Source organism: Pseudomonas sp. AM4(2022) (genome assembly GCF_036346515.1).
Classification (GTDB): domain Bacteria; phylum Pseudomonadota; class Gammaproteobacteria; order Pseudomonadales; family Pseudomonadaceae; genus Aquipseudomonas; species Aquipseudomonas paracarnis.
In genome coordinates, this window is the sequence record NZ_JAOTNW010000001.1 from 89,451 (window position 1) to 106,495 (window position 17,045).

The 17,045-nt window shown below is 60.3% G+C and carries 14 protein-coding genes; 11 read left to right on the forward strand and 3 right to left on the reverse strand.

Going from position 1 to position 17,045, the window contains the following annotated elements; all coding sequences use genetic code 11:
- Positions 1 to 158: 158 nt before the first annotated feature.
- From ODQ19_RS00475 to ODQ19_RS00525, 11 genes are all read left to right on the forward strand, one after another.
- Positions 159 to 1,016 (forward strand): MIP/aquaporin family protein, encoded by an 858-nt coding sequence (locus ODQ19_RS00475; RefSeq protein WP_330209055.1) that lies wholly within the window; start codon positions 159 to 161, stop codon positions 1,014 to 1,016.
- 76 nt (positions 1,017 to 1,092) lie between these two features.
- Positions 1,093 to 2,598: a glycerol kinase GlpK gene (glpK, locus tag ODQ19_RS00480; RefSeq protein ID WP_330209056.1), complete on the forward strand. Its 1,506-nt coding sequence runs from the start codon at positions 1,093 to 1,095 to the stop codon at positions 2,596 to 2,598.
- Positions 2,599 to 2,671: 73 nt separating this feature from the next.
- Entirely contained in the window at positions 2,672 to 3,427 is a 756-nt protein-coding gene (locus ODQ19_RS00485) for a DeoR/GlpR family transcriptional regulator (RefSeq protein ID WP_003188962.1), read from the forward strand.
- 259 nt (positions 3,428 to 3,686) lie between these two features.
- Positions 3,687 to 5,225 carry a glycerol-3-phosphate dehydrogenase gene (gene glpD / locus ODQ19_RS00490; protein WP_116667819.1) on the forward strand — a complete coding sequence of 513 codons (1,539 nt, stop codon included), beginning with the start codon at positions 3,687 to 3,689 and terminating at the stop codon, positions 5,223 to 5,225.
- 362 nt (positions 5,226 to 5,587) lie between these two features.
- Positions 5,588 to 6,514 carry a glutamate/aspartate ABC transporter substrate-binding protein gene (locus ODQ19_RS00495; protein ID WP_003188957.1) on the forward strand — a complete coding sequence of 309 codons (927 nt, stop codon included), beginning with the start codon at positions 5,588 to 5,590 and terminating at the stop codon, positions 6,512 to 6,514.
- 194 nt (positions 6,515 to 6,708) lie between these two features.
- Complete coding sequence (locus ODQ19_RS00500; protein ID WP_056790068.1) at positions 6,709 to 7,455, forward strand: amino acid ABC transporter permease; 747 nt, start codon at positions 6,709 to 6,711, stop codon at positions 7,453 to 7,455.
- Entirely contained in the window at positions 7,455 to 8,126 is a 672-nt protein-coding gene (locus tag ODQ19_RS00505; RefSeq protein ID WP_056790065.1) for an amino acid ABC transporter permease, read from the forward strand. The genes ODQ19_RS00500 and ODQ19_RS00505 overlap by 1 nt, the downstream gene beginning before the upstream one ends.
- On the forward strand, positions 8,123 to 8,857 hold the full coding sequence (locus ODQ19_RS00510) for an amino acid ABC transporter ATP-binding protein (protein ID WP_007916729.1): 735 nt from the start codon (positions 8,123 to 8,125) through the stop codon (positions 8,855 to 8,857). The genes ODQ19_RS00505 and ODQ19_RS00510 overlap by 4 nt, the downstream gene beginning before the upstream one ends.
- A gap of 172 nt (positions 8,858 to 9,029) precedes the next feature.
- On the forward strand, positions 9,030 to 10,931 hold the full coding sequence (locus ODQ19_RS00515) for a sensor histidine kinase (RefSeq protein WP_330209057.1): 1,902 nt from the start codon (positions 9,030 to 9,032) through the stop codon (positions 10,929 to 10,931).
- Complete coding sequence (locus ODQ19_RS00520; protein ID WP_330209058.1) at positions 10,928 to 12,265, forward strand: sigma-54-dependent transcriptional regulator; 1,338 nt, start codon at positions 10,928 to 10,930, stop codon at positions 12,263 to 12,265. Before ODQ19_RS00515 ends, ODQ19_RS00520 begins: the two co-directional genes overlap by 4 nt.
- A complete protein-coding gene (locus ODQ19_RS00525) occupies positions 12,265 to 12,603 on the forward strand; it encodes a GlpM family protein (protein WP_032893333.1) in 339 nt (112 codons plus the stop codon). The genes ODQ19_RS00520 and ODQ19_RS00525 overlap by 1 nt, the downstream gene beginning before the upstream one ends.
- A gap of 111 nt (positions 12,604 to 12,714) precedes the next feature.
- Here ODQ19_RS00525 and ODQ19_RS00530 read toward each other — a convergent pair whose 3' ends face one another.
- From ODQ19_RS00530 to ODQ19_RS00540, 3 genes are read right to left on the reverse strand one after another with little or no spacing between them, the layout of a single operon-like run.
- Positions 12,715 to 14,112 (reverse strand): sigma-54-dependent transcriptional regulator, encoded by a 1,398-nt coding sequence (locus ODQ19_RS00530; RefSeq protein ID WP_116665819.1) that lies wholly within the window; start codon positions 14,110 to 14,112, stop codon positions 12,715 to 12,717.
- Positions 14,102 to 15,880, reverse strand: coding sequence for a sensor histidine kinase (locus ODQ19_RS00535; RefSeq protein ID WP_032893334.1), 1,779 nt, complete (start codon positions 15,878 to 15,880; stop codon positions 14,102 to 14,104). The genes ODQ19_RS00530 and ODQ19_RS00535 overlap by 11 nt, the downstream gene beginning before the upstream one ends.
- Complete coding sequence (locus ODQ19_RS00540; protein ID WP_330209059.1) at positions 15,880 to 17,004, reverse strand: GNAT family N-acetyltransferase; 1,125 nt, start codon at positions 17,002 to 17,004, stop codon at positions 15,880 to 15,882. The genes ODQ19_RS00535 and ODQ19_RS00540 overlap by 1 nt, the downstream gene beginning before the upstream one ends.
- Between the last annotated feature and the right edge of the window lie 41 nt (positions 17,005 to 17,045).

A 17,045-nucleotide genomic window follows, 5' to 3' on the forward strand; every position in this document is an offset into this window, starting at 1 on the left:
TTCTTGTCTATATTTTTTCGTTTCCGAATACCATAGGAATTATCCTCTGGTACTCCGCAGTAAGCCGCGATCCAGGATGGGGATCCTTCTCGCGGTGAATATCGCGCAGCTGCCCGTTGAGGCCGTGCGCAAGACAAGAACAACAATTGAGGTTTTCCATGACAACTGCTCTTCAACAGCCTTCACTTTCGAGCCAATGCATGGCCGAATTCCTGGGCACCGCGCTGCTGATTTTTTTCGGTACAGGATGCGTCGCCGCGCTCAAGGTCGCGGGTGCGAGCTTTGGCTTGTGGGAAATCAGTATCATCTGGGGGGTCGGCGTGAGCATGGCGATCTACCTGAGTGCCGGTATTTCCGGGGCTCACCTCAACCCGGCGGTCAGTATCGCCCTGTGCATCTTTGCCGATTTTGAAAAGCGCAAACTGCCTTTCTATATTCTTGCCCAGGTCGCCGGAGCCTTTTGCTCCGCCGCCCTGGTGTACACGCTCTACAGCAATCTGTTTTTCGATTACGAACAAACCCACCACATGGTCCGCGGCTCCCAAGCCAGCCTGGAATTGGCCTCGGTGTTCTCCACCTATCCTCATGCACTACTGAGCACGGCTCAGGCGTTCCTGGTGGAAATGGTCATCACCGCGATCCTGATGGGTGTGATCATGGCGCTCACCGATGATAACAATGGCCTGCCACGCGGCCCGCTGGCGCCCCTGCTGATCGGCTTGCTGATCGCCGTGATCGGTAGCGCCATGGGCCCGCTGACCGGCTTTGCGATGAACCCCGCACGGGATTTCGGCCCCAAGCTGATGACCTTTTTCGCCGGTTGGGGTGAAATGGCCTTTACTGGCGGTCGCGATATTCCTTACTTCCTGGTGCCGATTTTCGCCCCGATCGTCGGCGCATGCCTCGGTGCCGCGGCCTATCGCGGGCTGATTGCCCGCCACCTGCCGAGCGCCGCACCGTTTTTAGCTGAAGAAACACCTGACACGGCTGTCAACGGCAAGACTCGTATTTCCTGAAAGCGCCAGCCTGGTCCCCTGCCCTTCGCGGCCCAGGCTGATTTCTGACTTCCTTATTTCGTCCAAGGCAATTGACATGACCGACCTTCAGAATAAGAACTACATCATTGCCCTTGATCAGGGCACCACCAGTTCCCGGGCGATCATCTTTGATCGTGACGCCAACGTGGTGTGTGCCGCCCAGCGTGAATTCGTCCAGCATTACCCGCAGGCCGGCTGGGTTGAACATGACCCGATGGAAATCTTCGCCACCCAGAGCGCGGTGATGGTCGAGGCGCTGGCCCAGGCCGGCCTGCACCATGACCAGGTGGCCGCCATCGGTATCACCAACCAACGCGAAACCACCGTGGTCTGGGACAAGGTCACCGGCCGCCCGATCTACAACGCCATTGTCTGGCAGTGCCGCCGCAGCACCGAGATCTGCCAGCAGCTCAAGCGCGACGGCCATGAGCAATACATCAGCGACACCACTGGCCTGGTGACCGACCCGTACTTTTCCGGCACCAAACTCAAGTGGATCCTCGACAACGTCGAAGGCAGCCGCGAACGTGCCCGCAATGGCGAACTGCTGTTCGGCACTGTCGACAGCTGGCTGATCTGGAAATTTACCGGCGGCAAGACCCACGTCACCGACTACACCAACGCTTCGCGCACCATGCTCTTCAACATCCACACCCTGGAATGGGATGCGAAGATGCTGGAGATTCTCGACATTCCGCGGGAAATGCTCCCTGAAGTGAAGTCGTCATCGGAAATCTACGGTCGCACCAAGAGCGGCATCGCTATCGGCGGCATTGCCGGTGACCAGCAAGCGGCCCTGTTTGGCCAGATGTGCGTGGAAGCGGGCCAGGCCAAGAACACCTACGGCACCGGCTGCTTCCTGCTGATGAACACCGGCGACAAGGCGGTGAAATCCAAGCACGGCATGCTCACCACCATCGCCTGCGGCCCGCGCGGTGAGGTGGCCTATGCCCTGGAAGGCGCTGTCTTCAACGGCGGCTCCACCGTGCAATGGCTGCGTGACGAGCTGAAGATCATCAACGATGCCCACGACACCGAATACTTTGCCGGCAAGGTCAAAGACAGCAACGGCGTGTACTTGGTACCCGCCTTCACCGGCCTCGGCGCGCCCTACTGGGACCCGTATGCCCGTGGCGCACTGTTCGGCCTGACCCGTGGCGTACGCGTGGACCACATTATTCGTGCAGCCCTGGAGTCGATTGCCTACCAGACCCGCGACGTCCTCGACGCCATGCAGCAGGACTCGGGCGAACGCCTCAAGGCCCTGCGCGTGGACGGCGGCGCGGTTGCCAACAACTTCCTGATGCAATTCCAGGCCGACATCCTCGGCACCCAGGTCGAACGCCCGCAAATGCGTGAAACCACTGCCCTCGGCGCGGCCTACCTGGCGGGCCTGGCGTGTGGCTTCTGGGGCAGCCTGGACGAGTTGCGCGGCAAGGCAGTGATCGAGCGCGAGTTCGAACCACAGCTGGATGAGGCGGCCAAAGAGAAACTCTACGCCGGCTGGCAAAAAGCCGTGAGCCGCACCCGTGACTGGGAACCGCACGAGGGCGCTGAATAAGGTTGTAACTGGCAGGGAGCGGATTCCTGCGTCATCATGGGCCACTTTTGTATGGCAGCCCAAAGGACGCCCCATGAATCTGCCTCCCCGCCAACAACAAATCCTCGAACTGGTCCGCGAACGCGGCTACGTCAGTATCGAGGAAATGGCGCAGCTATTCGTTGTCACCCCGCAAACCATCCGCCGCGATATCAACCAGCTGGCGGACGCCAACCTGTTGCGCCGCTACCACGGCGGCGCAGCCTATGACTCCAGTGTCGAAAACACCGCGTACGCCATGCGTGCCGACCAGATGCGCGACGAGAAGCAACGCATCGGTGAAGCCATCGCCGCGCAGATTCCCGATCATGCCTCGCTGTTCATCAACATCGGCACCACCACCGAATCCATCGCCCGTGCGCTGCTCAATCACAGCCACCTGAAAATCATCACCAACAACCTCAACGTCGCCACCATGCTCAGTGCCAAGGACGACTTCGATGTGTTGCTCACCGGCGGCAATGTGCGCCGTGACGGTGGCGTGGTGGGCCAGGCCAGTGTCGACTTCATCAACCAGTTCAAGGTCGACTTTGCCCTGGTGGGCATCAGCGGGATCGACGAGGACGGCAGCCTGCTGGACTTCGATTACCAGGAAGTGCGAGTCTCCCAGGCAATCATCGCCAATGCGCGGCAAGTGATTCTGGCGGCAGACTCCAGCAAATTCGGGCGCAATGCCATGATTCGCCTGGGGCCGATCAGCCTGGTGGACTGCCTGGTGACTGACCAGCAGCCAGTGCCGGCGTTAGTGCAAGTGCTGAATGAGCACAAGGTGCGGCTGGAAGTCGTTTAGCGCCTGTTCAGGCGTCATCGCGGGCAAGCCCGACTCCCACAGTTTGAAATGCGATCAAATGTGGGAGCCGGGCTTGCCCGCGATGACGGCCTCACTCACACCAATACATTCACCTTTGTTCATAATTCTTCCTTTCCCCACCCTTCGATGAGTTTTTTCAATCGAAGTCGGGTGGCTGTGCCCGCAATTATCAGCTACCATTTTCGCAAATGAACATTAATGTTCGAATTCCAAGACGAAAAGATCGCGAGGCCAGCCGATGAACCCTTCCACCTTGCCTGCTCCACCGCTTGCCGAAGTCTATGACGTTGCCGTAATTGGTGGCGGGATCAATGGCGTCGGGATTGCGGCAGACGCAGCCGGTCGCGGTTTGTCGGTATTCCTTTGCGAAAAGGATGACTTGGCCAGCCACACCTCCTCGGCCAGCAGCAAGCTGATCCACGGTGGCCTGCGTTACCTGGAACACTACGAATTCCGCCTGGTGCGCGAAGCCCTGGCCGAACGTGAGGTACTGCTGGGCAAAGCCCCACACATCGTCAAGCAAATGCGCTTCGTACTGCCGCACCGCCCGCACCTGCGCCCGGCGTGGATGATTCGCGCTGGCTTGTTCCTCTATGACCACTTGGGCAAGCGCGAGAAGCTGGCAGGCTCCAAAAGCCTCAAGTTCGGTGCAGACAGCCCGCTGAAAAGTGAAATCACCCAAGGCTTCGAATACTCCGACTGCTGGGTCGATGACGCCCGCTTGGTCGTGCTCAATGCCATGGCGGCCCGCGAGAAAGGCGCGCATATCCATACGCAAACCCGTTGCGTCAGCGCCCATCGCAGCAACGGCCTGTGGGAAATGAACATGGAGCGTGCCGACGGCAGCCTGTTCTCGATCCGCGCCCGCGCCCTGGTGAATGCTGCCGGCCCTTGGGTGGCCAAATTCATCAAGGACGACCTGAAGCTGGATTCGCCCTACGGCATCCGCTTGATCCAGGGCAGCCACCTGATCGTGCCGCGCCTGTACGAAGGCGCCCACGCGCATATCCTGCAGAACGAAGACCAGCGCATCGTCTTCACCATTCCGTACCTGAACCACTTGACCATCATCGGCACTACCGACCGCGAATACACCGGCGACCCGGCTGCAGTGGCGATCACCGAAGGTGAAACCGACTACATGCTCAAAGTGGTCAACGCGCACTTCAAGAAACAACTGAGCCGTGACGATATCGTCCACACCTACTCCGGCGTGCGCCCGCTGTGCAACGACGAGTCGGACAACCCATCGGCCATCACGCGTGACTACACCCTGGCCTTGTCCGGGGGCACCGGCGAAGCGCCGATCCTGTCGGTATTCGGTGGCAAGCTGACCACCTATCGCAAACTGGCTGAGTCGGCCATGGCCCAACTGGCGCCGTACTTCACCCAGATGCGCCCTAGCTGGACCGCCACGGCCAGCCTGCCCGGCGGCGAACATATGACTACCCCAGAAGCCCTGGCCGATGCCATCCGCGCCAAGTTCGACTGGGTACCGAGCGAGATCGCCCGTCGCTGGTCCACCACTTACGGCAGCCGCACCTGGCGGCTGCTGGAGGGCGTGCAATCGCTCGCCGATCTGGGTGACCACCTGGGTGGTGGCCTCTATACCCGCGAAGTCGACTACCTGTGCGCCGAAGAGTGGGTGACGCAACCGCAGGACGTGCTGTGGCGTCGTACCAAGCTTGGCCTGTTCACCACACCGCAGGAGCAGGAAAACCTGCAGCGCTACCTGTCCAAGGTCGAGCAGAACCGCAGCAAGATCGAAGCCGCCTGACCGCCCCATCGTAGGAGCGAGCTTGCTCGCGAAAAACCTGAGAGCGCCGCGTTTATTCAGCATAAACGCGGCGTTTTTGCGTTTTTCGCGAGCAAGCTCGCTCCTACGGACTATTCGGTTTTCCGAACACGCCCCTCTACCCTATTCGGTTTGCCGGACTATCAACCGAAAATATTGCCGAAACAAAAACTTAATTTTCATATAAATCATGTAGTTATCCTTTTGTTTTCGGTATGGCACGACTCATGCTCTACACTCTTCAACGATTGCCTGAGGCGCCTTAGGAGCCGTCACGGGCAGTCGCTGTACAAGAGAGCCGTTCAGCTGGCTTCATAAAAAAAACAAATGTCGAGGAAGTATTGATGCGCATCGTTCCCCATATCCTGGGCGCAGCTATCGCTGCTGCTCTGATCAGCACTCCAGTTTTTGCCGCCGAACTCACCGGCACACTGAAGAAAATCAACGACTCCGGCACCATCACTCTCGCTCACCGCGACAGCTCCATTCCGTTTTCCTACATCGCGGATGGTTCGGGCAAACCCGTGGGCTACTCCCACGACATCCAGTTGGCCGTTGTCGAGCAACTGAAAAAAGACCTGAACAAACCCGACCTCAAAGCCAAGTACAACCTGGTGACCTCGCAAACCCGTATCCCGTTGATCCAGAACGGCACCGCGGATCTGGAGTGCGGCTCCACCACCAACAACACCGAACGCGCCCAGCAAGTTGATTTCACCGTCAACATCTTCGAAATCGGCACCCGCCTGCTGGTCAAGAAAGACAAGGAAGGCAAGCCGTCCTACGCTGACTTTGCCGACCTGAAAGGCAAAAACGTCGTGACCACCGCCGGCACCACGTCCGAGCGCATCATCAAGGCGATGAACGCCGACAAGCAGATGGGCATGAACGTTATCTCCGCCAAAGACCACGGCGAATCCTTCCAGATGCTCGAAAGCGGCCGCGCCGTTGCATTCATGATGGACGACGCCCTGCTGGCCGGTGAAGAAGCCAAGGCCAAGAAGCCCGATGACTGGGTTATCACCGGCACTCCGCAGTCCTTCGAAGCCTATGCATGCATGGTTCGCAAAGGCGACCCGGACTTCAAGAAAGCCGTGGATGACGCCATTGTTGCCCTGTACAAGTCCGGCGAGATCAACAAGATCTACGCCAAATGGTTCGAAAGCCCGATCCCACCGAAAGGCCTGAACCTGAACTTCCCGATGAGCGACAAGGTCAAGGAGCTGATCGCTAACCCAAGCGACAAACCAGCGCCAGAAGTAAAAATCTGATACCTGACTAAGCTTATGTCCTGAGGGAGCCAACCCTCCCTCAGGCGTCTGTAATTACCTGCTGGTTTTAACTTGGAACACTCGACCTGGCGGTTTTCGAGCCGATCGTGTGTGCCTGGCGTTCAACGTCAGGCGGGAACGGATCTTCCCCAAGCGGGTGCTTGTACATCGATCGATCTCGAGGGGAGACCCTAATGAATTACAACTGGGACTGGGGCGTGTTCTTCAAGTCCACCGGCGTGGGCAGCGAGACTTATCTCGACTGGTACCTCTCTGGGCTGGGCTGGACCATCGCCATCGCTATCGTGGCATGGATTATCGCCTTGCTGCTGGGCTCCATTCTGGGGGTCATGCGCACTGTGCCAAACCGCCTCGTATCGGGCATCGCGACCTGCTACGTGGAACTGTTTCGTAACGTGCCGCTGCTGGTTCAGCTGTTCATCTGGTACTTCCTGGTACCGGACATGCTGCCGCAGAACCTGCAGGACTGGTACAAACAAGATCTGAACCCGACCACCTCGGCCTATCTGAGTGTCGTAGTGTGCCTGGGCCTGTTCACCGCCGCCCGTGTGTGTGAGCAAGTGCGTACCGGTATCCAGGCGCTGCCACGCGGCCAGGAAGCCGCGGCGCGCGCCATGGGCTTCAAGCTGCCGCAGATCTACTGGAACGTGCTGCTGCCCCAGGCTTACCGCATCATCATTCCGCCGCTTACCTCGGAATTCCTCAACGTGTTCAAGAACTCCTCCGTGGCGTCCTTGATCGGCTTGATGGAACTGCTGGCGCAAACCAAACAGACCGCCGAGTTCTCGGCCAACCTGTTTGAAGCCTTCACCCTGGCCACGCTGATCTACTTCACCCTGAACATGAGCCTGATGCTGCTGATGCGCGTGGTCGAGAAGAAAGTCGCAGTGCCCGGCCTGATCTCCGTGGGGGGCAAATAATGGACTTCGATTTCAGCGGCATCATCCCCGCCATTCCAGGCCTGTGGAACGGCATGGTCATGACCTTGAAGCTGATGGTCATGGGCGTGGTCGGCGGCATTATCATCGGGACCCTCCTGGCCCTGATGCGCTTGTCGTCCAACAAACTGCTGTCCCGCGTGGCCGGCGCCTACGTGAACTACTTCCGCTCGATCCCGTTGCTGCTGGTGATCACCTGGTTCTACCTGGCAGTGCCGTTCGTGCTGCGCTGGATCACCGGCGAAGACACCCCGATCGGCGCGTTCACCTCCTGCGTCGTGGCGTTCATGATGTTCGAGGCCGCGTACTTCTGCGAAATCGTACGAGCCGGCGTGCAGTCGATTCCCAAGGGCCAGATGGCGGCAGCACAGGCCATGGGCATGACCTACGGCCAGACCATGCGCCTGATCATCCTGCCCCAGGCGTTCCGCAAGATGACGCCGTTGCTGCTGCAACAGTCGATCATCCTGTTCCAGGACACCTCCCTGGTCTACACCGTGGGCCTGGTGGACTTCCTCAACTCCGCCCGCTCCAACGGCGACATCATCGGCCGCTCCAATGAGTTCCTGATCTTTGCCGGTGTCGTCTACTTCATCATCAGCTTTTCCGCCTCGCTGCTGGTCAAGCGTCTGCAAAAAAGGTTTGCCGTATGATCTCTATCAAGAACATCAACAAGTGGTATGGCGACTTCCAGGTGCTGACCGATTGCAGCACCGAGGTTAAAAAAGGCGAAGTGATCGTGGTGTGCGGGCCGTCCGGCTCGGGCAAGTCCACCTTGATCAAGTGCGTGAACGCGCTGGAACCGTTCCAGAAAGGCGACATCGTCGTCGATGGCACCTCCATCGCGGACCCGAAGACCAACCTGCCAAAACTGCGTTCGCGCGTAGGCATGGTGTTCCAGCACTTCGAGCTGTTCCCGCACCTGACCATCACCGAAAACCTGACCATCGCGCAGATCAAGGTATTGGGCCGCAGCAAAGAAGAAGCCACCAAGAAGGGCCTGCAACTGCTCGAACGCGTGGGCTTGTCGGCACACGCTCACAAGCACCCTGGCCAGCTCTCCGGCGGCCAGCAACAACGTGTGGCGATTGCCCGCGCCCTGGCCATGGACCCGATCGTCATGCTGTTCGACGAACCGACCTCGGCGCTGGACCCGGAAATGGTCAACGAAGTGCTCGACGTGATGGTGCAACTGGCCCACGAAGGCATGACCATGATGTGTGTGACCCACGAAATGGGCTTTGCGCGCAAAGTGGCCGACCGCGTGATCTTCATGGACGCCGGCAAGATCATCGAAGACTGCCCGAAAGAAGAGTTCTTCGGCGACATCAGCGCACGCTCCGAACGTGCGCAGCACTTCCTCGAGAAAATCCTGCAGCACTAAAAGCAACACATAGCTTGCCCTGTAAAAACTGGACCAATGTGGGAGCGGGCTTGCTCGCGAATGCGGCATGTCAGTCACTGATGCATCAACTGGCAGACTGCATTCGCGAGCAAGCCCGCTCCCACACTGAACCGCGCAGGTTGCACGCTCTGGTTGACCCAAGGCATCTGTGATGAAATGCGACCCCAATCAATATCGCGCCGCGCCGCCATCACTTGCCGTGAAGCCTCGTCTGATACGCCAACTGTTCCTGCCGCCTCTGATCATCGCCCTGATGGTCGGCCTGGGTTATATCGGCTTCTGGGTCAGTGACTACTACGGCATCCGCACCCTCAGCGACAATGGCGAACGCCAGTTGGAGCTGCACGCCCGCACCGTCGAAAGCGAACTGAGCAAGTACACCTACCTGCCCAGCCTGCTGGAACTGGAGTCCAGTGTTTCCCAACTGCTCGCCGACCCGACCCAGGAAACCCGCAAGACGGTCAACGACTACCTCGAAGGCCTGAACCGCCGCAGTCGCAGCCGCGCCATCTATGTGATGGACACCACCGGCCGCGTGCTGGCCACCAGTAACTGGCGCGATGCCGACAGTTACCAGGGTGAGGACCTGTCTTTTCGCGCCTATTTCCAGAACGCCGTACGCGGCCAACCCGGCCGCTTTTACGGCATCGGCAGCACCAACGGCGAACCCGGCTATTACCTGGCTCATGGCCTGGAAGAGCACGGCAAGATCATCGGCGTCGCCGTGGTCAAGGTGCGCCTCGAAGCCCTGGAAGAACGCTGGCAGCGCGCCCGTCTCGAGGCGTTCGTGAGCGACGAAAACGGCATCATCATTCTGTCCAGTGACCCGGCGCGTCGCCTCAAGGCTGTACGCCCGCTGAGCGATGACACCAAGGATCGCCTGGCCCACAGCCTGCAATATTACTGGGCAACGCTCAATGAACTGCAACCCCTGGCCCGCGAGCGTCTGAACGAAGGCACGGAGAAACTGACCTTCCCGGCCAACTCGGAAGTGGTCAATGACCAGCACGCCGTCAGCTACCTGGCGCAAACCCGACCGCTCAACGACACACCGTGGAATTTCACCCTGCTCACCCCGCTCAATGACCTGCGCCGTGCCGCGATAAACCAGGGCATTCTGGTGGCCGTCGCCTTTGGCCTGGTCGCCTTCCTGCTGATCGCCTGGAACGAACGGCGCAAGGTCATCGCCACCCGTCTCGCCGCACGGGAAGCCTTGCAGGAAGCCAACAGCCAGCTTGAGCGTCGGATTGCGGAACGCACCGCCGACCTGCGCGCCAGCAACGAACGGCTCAAGGGCCAGATTCGCGAACGACGCCAGGCCGAAGAAACCCTGCGCCACGCCCAGGACGAATTGGTGCAGGCCGGCAAACTCGCAGCCATTGGCCAGATGTCCACCAGCATCGCCCACGAACTGAACCAGCCGCTGGCGGCCTTGCGCACGCTGTCGGGCAACACCGTACGCTTCCTTGAGCGCGGCGCCCTAGACACCGCCAGCACCAACCTCAAGACCATCAACGAACTGATCGACCGCATGGGCCGCATCACCGCCAGCCTGCGTTCCTTTGCCCGGCGCGGCGACGACCAGGGCGAAGCCAGCCTCGGCAAAGCCGTGGACGCCGCGTTCCAAGTACTCGGCGCGCGCCTGGACAGCCTGCCGTTGACCGTGCACCGTGACTTTACCAACGCCCAATTGCAGATCGACCAGACCCGCCTGGAGCAGATCCTGGTCAACCTGATCGGTAACGCCCTCGATGCGATGCAGGCCCAAGCGGCGCCGCAACTGTGGTTGGAAGGCCAGAGCGGCGATGGCAAATACCGCCTGTTGGTGCGTGATAATGGCCACGGCATCGACCCCGAGGCGCGCAAGCATTTGTTCGAACCCTTTTTTACCACCAAGCCCGGCGAACAAGGCCTGGGCCTGGGCCTGACCCTTTCCGCGAGCCTCGCGGCCGCCACCGGCGGTAGCCTTGCCGTGGAACATCCGGCCAATGGTGGTACCGCCTTTGTCCTGAACCTGCCATTGGTGGGCGCTCAACGAGCTGAGTCGACATGAATACTGAAGCCCAAGACCTCACCGTCCTGATCGTCGAAGACGACCCCCATGTACTGCTCGGTTGCCAGCAAGCTTTGGCGCTCGAAGACATCACCAGCGTCGGCGTGGGCAGTGCCGAAGAAGCGCTCAAGCGCATCGGCGAGAACTTCGCAGGCATTGTCATCAGTGATATTCGCCTGCCGGGCATCGATGGCCTGGAACTGCTGACCCGCCTCAAGGCCCTGGATAAAAGCCTGCCGGTGGTGTTGATCACCGGGCATGGCGATATCTCCATGGCGGTTGGGGCCATGCGTAACGGTGCCTACGACTTCATGGAAAAACCCTTCTCGCCCGAACGTCTGGTGGACGTGGCACGCCGCGCCCTGGAACAACGCGGCCTGGCGCGGGAAGTCTGGTCGCTGCGCCGGCAACTGGCCGAGCGCGACTCGCTGGAAGGCCGCATCATCGGCCGCTCGCCGGCGATGCAAAACCTGCGTGAACTGATCGCCAACGTCGCCGACACTTCGGCCAACGTGCTAATCGAAGGCGAAACCGGCACCGGCAAGGAACTGGTCGCACGCTGCCTGCATGATTTCAGCCGGCGCCATACCCACCAGTTCGTCGCGCTCAACTGCGGTGGCCTGCCGGAGAACCTGTTCGAAAGCGAGATTTTCGGCCACGAGGCCAACGCCTTCACCGGCGCCGGCAAACGTCGCATCGGCAAGATCGAGCATGCCCATCAAGGCACGCTGTTCCTCGATGAAGTAGAGAGTATGCCGATCAACCTGCAGATCAAATTGCTGCGGGTGCTGCAAGAACGCACGTTGGAACGCCTGGGTTCGAACCAGAGCGTGGCGGTGGATTGCCGGGTAATCGCTGCCACCAAGTCCGACCTCGACGAGTTGAGCCGCGCCAGCCAGTTTCGCAGCGACCTGTACTACCGCCTCAATGTCGTCACCCTGGAACTGCCGCCCCTGCGCGAGCGGCGTGAAGACATCCTGCAACTGTTCGAACACTTCCTGCAGCAATCGTCGCTACGCTTCGACCGGGCGGTGCCGGAGCTGGATAACCAGACCCTGTCCAGCCTGATGAGCCACGACTGGCCAGGCAACGTGCGTGAGCTGCGCAACGTCGCCGAACGTTTCGCCCTCGGCCTGCCCGCCTTCAAGAAAAGCGGCGCCGGCAGCGGCAACCAAGGGGTTGCCTTTACCGAGGCGGTGGAGGCCTTTGAGCGCAACCTGCTCAACGATGCCCTGCAACGCAGCGGTGGCAACCTGACACAGGCCAGCCAGGAACTGGGGATGGCCAAGACCACCCTGTTCGACAAGGTCAAGAAATACGGGTTGAGTCACTGATGGATCTGTTCTTGAAGGCTGCACTTGGCGCCGCAGTGGTGCTGATCCTGGCGGCGCTGGCCAAGACCAAAAACTATTACATCGCAGGCTTGGTGCCGCTGTTTCCCACTTTTGCGCTGATCGCCCATTACATCGTCGGCAAAGGCCGAACGGTTGCGGACTTGAAGACCACGATCCTGTTCGGGATGTGGTCGATCATCCCGTACTTTGTGTATTTGGCGACGCTGTATGTGATGGTCGATCGGCTGCGGTTGGAGGCATCGCTGGCAGTCGCCGCCGTGGCCTGGTTGATGGCCGCGACGGTGTTGGTCAGCGTGTGGGTACGCCTGCACACCTGATGCAACGCGGTTAAACAGGTGGGAGCTGGCTTGCCTGCGATAGCGGTGTGTCAGGCAAACATCCGGCACAGGCAGACCGCAATCGCAGGCAAGCCAGCTCCCACACTCAGATCAGCGCACGATCTTATCGACCTGAATCCCCAGCTTCTTCAGGCGATACCAGAAGCTCCTCTCGGAAATCCCGATCCGCTGCGCCGCCGCAGCCTGCACCCCATTGCTCTCCTGCAACGCCGCAAGAATATAGGCTTTCTCCACTTCGGCCAGCGCCGCATCCAGATCCCGCGGCACGCCTGGGCCGTCGCTGAGGATCGTGGTCACATCGCCCTCGCTCGGTTTGGAAGCAAACAGATACCCCGGCAAATCAATATCCTCGATCACCGATGAAGCCGCCACGATGGTTGCGCGTTCCACGCAGTTTTGCAGCTCGCGGATGTTGCCCGGCCAGTGGTACGCCGCCATGGCCTGCAACGCCTCGGGGCTGAAACCGGTGATGCGTTTGCCGGTGGTCGCGCTCAGGGTGTGGGCGAAGTGGCGCGCCAGGGGCGCGATGTCTTCCACGCGTTCGCGCAAGGACGGCAACGGAATCGGGAAGACATTGAGGCGGTAATACAGGTCTTCGCGAAACTCTTTGGCCGCCACCGCATCCAGCAGGTTCTTGTTGGTGGCGGCAATTACCCGTACATCCACCTTGCGCTCGCGGGGGTCGCCTACCGGTTCGATAACCCGCTCCTGCAAGGCGCGCAGAATCTTGGCCTGCAACGCCAAGGGCATATCACCGACTTCATCCAGAAACAGCGTGCCCTTGTCGGCCTGCATGAAGCGCCCTACCCGGTCAGCCACGGCGCCGGTGAACGCGCCTTTGCGATGGCCGAACATTTCGCTTTCCAGCAAGCCTTCAGGGATGGCCGCGCAATTGACCGCCACGAAGGGTTGGTCGGCACGGCTGCCATGCTTGTGGATGGCACGGGCGACCATTTCCTTGCCAGTGCCGCTTTCGCCGGTCAGCAGGATGGTGGCGTTGCTGTCACGCACCGAATCCACCGCCTGGAGCACCTGGCGAAACGCCGGGCTGTCGCCCACCAGGCTGTCGAACTGCGCATGCTCGTCCAACTCGGCGCGCATGCGCGCGTTGTCACGCATGATGTCGCGAAATTGCAGGGCCTTGGCCACGGTGATGTCCAGCTCGTCGATGTCGAACGGCTTGGCAATGTAGTCATAGGCACCGTTACGCATCGACTGCACGGCGTTTTTCACCGTGCTATAGGCCGTCATCACGATTACCGGCAAGGTCGGATAACGTACCTTGATTTCGGCCAGCAACGCCGGCCCGTCCATGCCCGGCATGCGCCAGTCGCTGATGACCAGGTCGATGTCCTCCTCCCCCAGCACCTTGAGCGCATGCAGGCCGTTGCCCGCGCTGAACACTTGGATGCCGTTCTGGCTCAAGGCCTGGGTCAGCAAATCACAGAGCTTGGGCTCGTCGTCGACCACCAATACGTTATGCGTCATGCCCGTCCTCATCTTCACCGTCGTCTTCACCGTCAGCCGGAATGTACAGGCTGAAGGTCGCGCCGGCATCTTTCTCACTGGCGCATTCGATGCTGCCGTCGTGACTTTCCATGATCGAATAGACTTTGGCCAGGCCCAGGCCTGTGCCCGAGGCCTTGGTGGTGACGAATGGCGTAAAGATACGCTCCACCATATCCGCGGGGATGCCCTCGCCGGTATCGGCGATGCTGATCACGGTGTTGTCGCCCACGCTACGAATGCCCAGGGTCAGGCGCCCGCCGTCGGGCATCGCGTCGATGGCGTTGAGAATCAGGTTGAGACAGGCCTGCTTGAGCTGCTTGGCATCGGCGTAGATCGTCGCGCCAGGCGCCTGGTCGTCGATCTGCGCGTCAATGCGATGGCTACTCAGCTCCGGGCCGCAGAAACCGAGGATTTCTTCCACCAGGGCGCGTGCCGGTTGCTGCACGCGTATCGGCGGGTTGGGCTTGGCGAAATCGAGGAACTCGGTAATCAGCTCGTTGATGCGGCTGACTTCGCTGATGACATATTCCAGGTGACGCTTGTCGGTTTCTGCCAGGTCGGCGCGCCGATGCAGCAGTTGAGTGGCAGTCTTGATAATGCCCAATGGGTTGCGAATTTCGTGAGCCAGGCCCATGGCGACTTCACCCAGAGCATGCAAGCGGTCACGCCGGCGCAGTTGGGCTTCCAGATGATGCAACTCGCCCAGGCGTTCGGTCATGTGGTTGAAGGTGCTGCTCAATTGCGCCAGTTCGTCACCGCCACTGACCACCACACGGTGCGCATAACTGCCCGAGATCACCGCATCCACGCCCTGGGACAAATCGCGCAGGGGCTTGGTCAGGCGCCGCGACACCAACAACCCGGCCGCCAGTGACAGCGCCGAGCTGACCAGGAAGATCAGCACGAACAGGTTGCTCTGGTTCACCAACCCCACCAGGCTGGTGTGCCGTAGCAGGCCGCTGAAGATCACGCCTTGCAACTCGCCGGCGTCATTGAAAATCGGCCAGTACAAACCGCTGTATTGGTTAGTGAACTGTTCGCTGGGCTGCTTGGTGCTGCGCAGGTAGGCCTCGACATTCTTGGGGATGCGCGAGGGGTGATTGGCGAAGCGCTGGGTGGAAAATATTTCGGAAAACCCTGCAGGGTTGGCCAGGTACAAACGCAGGTCCAGGGAATGCACATCGGCCACGCTGGTGAGGAAACTGCTGTCCAGGTAAGTGGCGACCAGCAACAGGTAATCAACACCGTCACGGCTGGTTTCGAAGGTGGACACCACCAGGCCCGTGCTCACGCCGGCGACTTGCACGGTTTGCAGCACCGCGTTGCTGGTGAGGTTGATCTGCCTGACGATGTCATCGGCGGCCGTGCTGAACATCACTTTACGGTCGCTGGTGCGAATCAGCGCGACCACGTCGATATCGGTGGCATCGGCAATGTCGGCGGTGAGCCGGTCATGCTTCTCGGCATTTTTGGACGACGGCGGGCTGGTATAGCGCAGGAACAGCTTGGCCATGCGCGCGTTGTCGTGAAGGATGTCGCCGATTTCGTCCTTGACGATCTTGGTCGACTCTTGCAGCCAGATGCGCACGTTGCTGTCGAAAATCTGCGACAGCGTGGTGGCGGCCAGTTCAGCCGCGATCATGGTGGGAATCACGCTGACCAGCCAGAACGCCAGCACCAGCTTGCGCTGGACGCTCCAACGCGAGATGGCAAAGGGGCGGGCTTTCTGGCGGGTCTTGGTAATCATCAGGTTTCGCTTATCGCAGCAGCCATGGCAGGGTCGGAACGATCCGGTCGAATAAACAGTTTTACAAGCTTGAGCAGGCCGTTGACCAGCCGGTTACGGTGGCGGAAGAACAGGCTGTTGCCCTCGAACTCGCACCCCAGGCGCAGTTTACTGGCATACCCGGCCTGGCCGCACTCGTACACCGGAATACGGTGTTCAATACAGTAGTCGACATTGGTCAACCAGCTACGGAAGTACAGGTTGTACTCGCGGCTGAACTCAAGGTCATGACCAAAGAACTTGTCCACCAGCCGATGCTCATCCAGCAGGATCAGGTTGAACGCCACCAGGCGCTCATCCACCCAGTACAGAACACAGACCGCCCGCTCGTGAAGGTGTTCGAGCACGCCCGTGAAGTAACCGGCGGGCAGGCGCTCGAACTGCAAGTCTGCGCGCGCGAGCGTGGCCTCATACAGGCGCATGACCTCGGGCAGCACGTCATCGATATTGCGCCGCCACTCGACCCGCGGCCCTGGTGCGCGCAGTTTGCGGCGCAGGTCCTTGCGCGTGGATTTGCCCAGCGAACCCAGGTAGGCATCCACCGAGCCATAAGGCAGCGGCAACACCCCCGTGGGCAAGCTGGGCATGCTTTGAAAACCTGCAGCAAGGCAGCTCTGGGCCCAATGCGGGTCGTTGGTGGGCGCATCCTTGACCGCCAGCAAGCCGATACCGAGCGCATCGGCGTCGCTACGCCCCGCCGCCAATAACTGCTGCAACAGCAACGGGCGCCGGGATTCGGACACATGGCTGGCGACACCGGCATCACAACGCTCAGCCACCGGCGACCCGATGGCGTACAACGCCAGTTGCAAAGCCCCCGGCCACAACCGATCCAGGCGCTCGGTCAAGCGCTTGCCGACCCCCGACACCGTGGTGTCGAGGCGATAATGGGTGATGAACGCGGCGGCTACGGCCACCAGCGTGTCATCCTCAAAGACCGCCAGGTAACGCCACTGAAAGTCATCGATCGCGGCGTTTTCCACGGCCAGGTAATAGTCCCAATCCTCCAGGGCACCGGGAAAACAGTCGTTCCAGGCATCGCGCTGGATAGCCCGGATGGTCGGGTAGGCTTGGGTGGTTATCACAGATTGCCCTTATTTCTATGGCGAACGCCGGTCCAATGTGG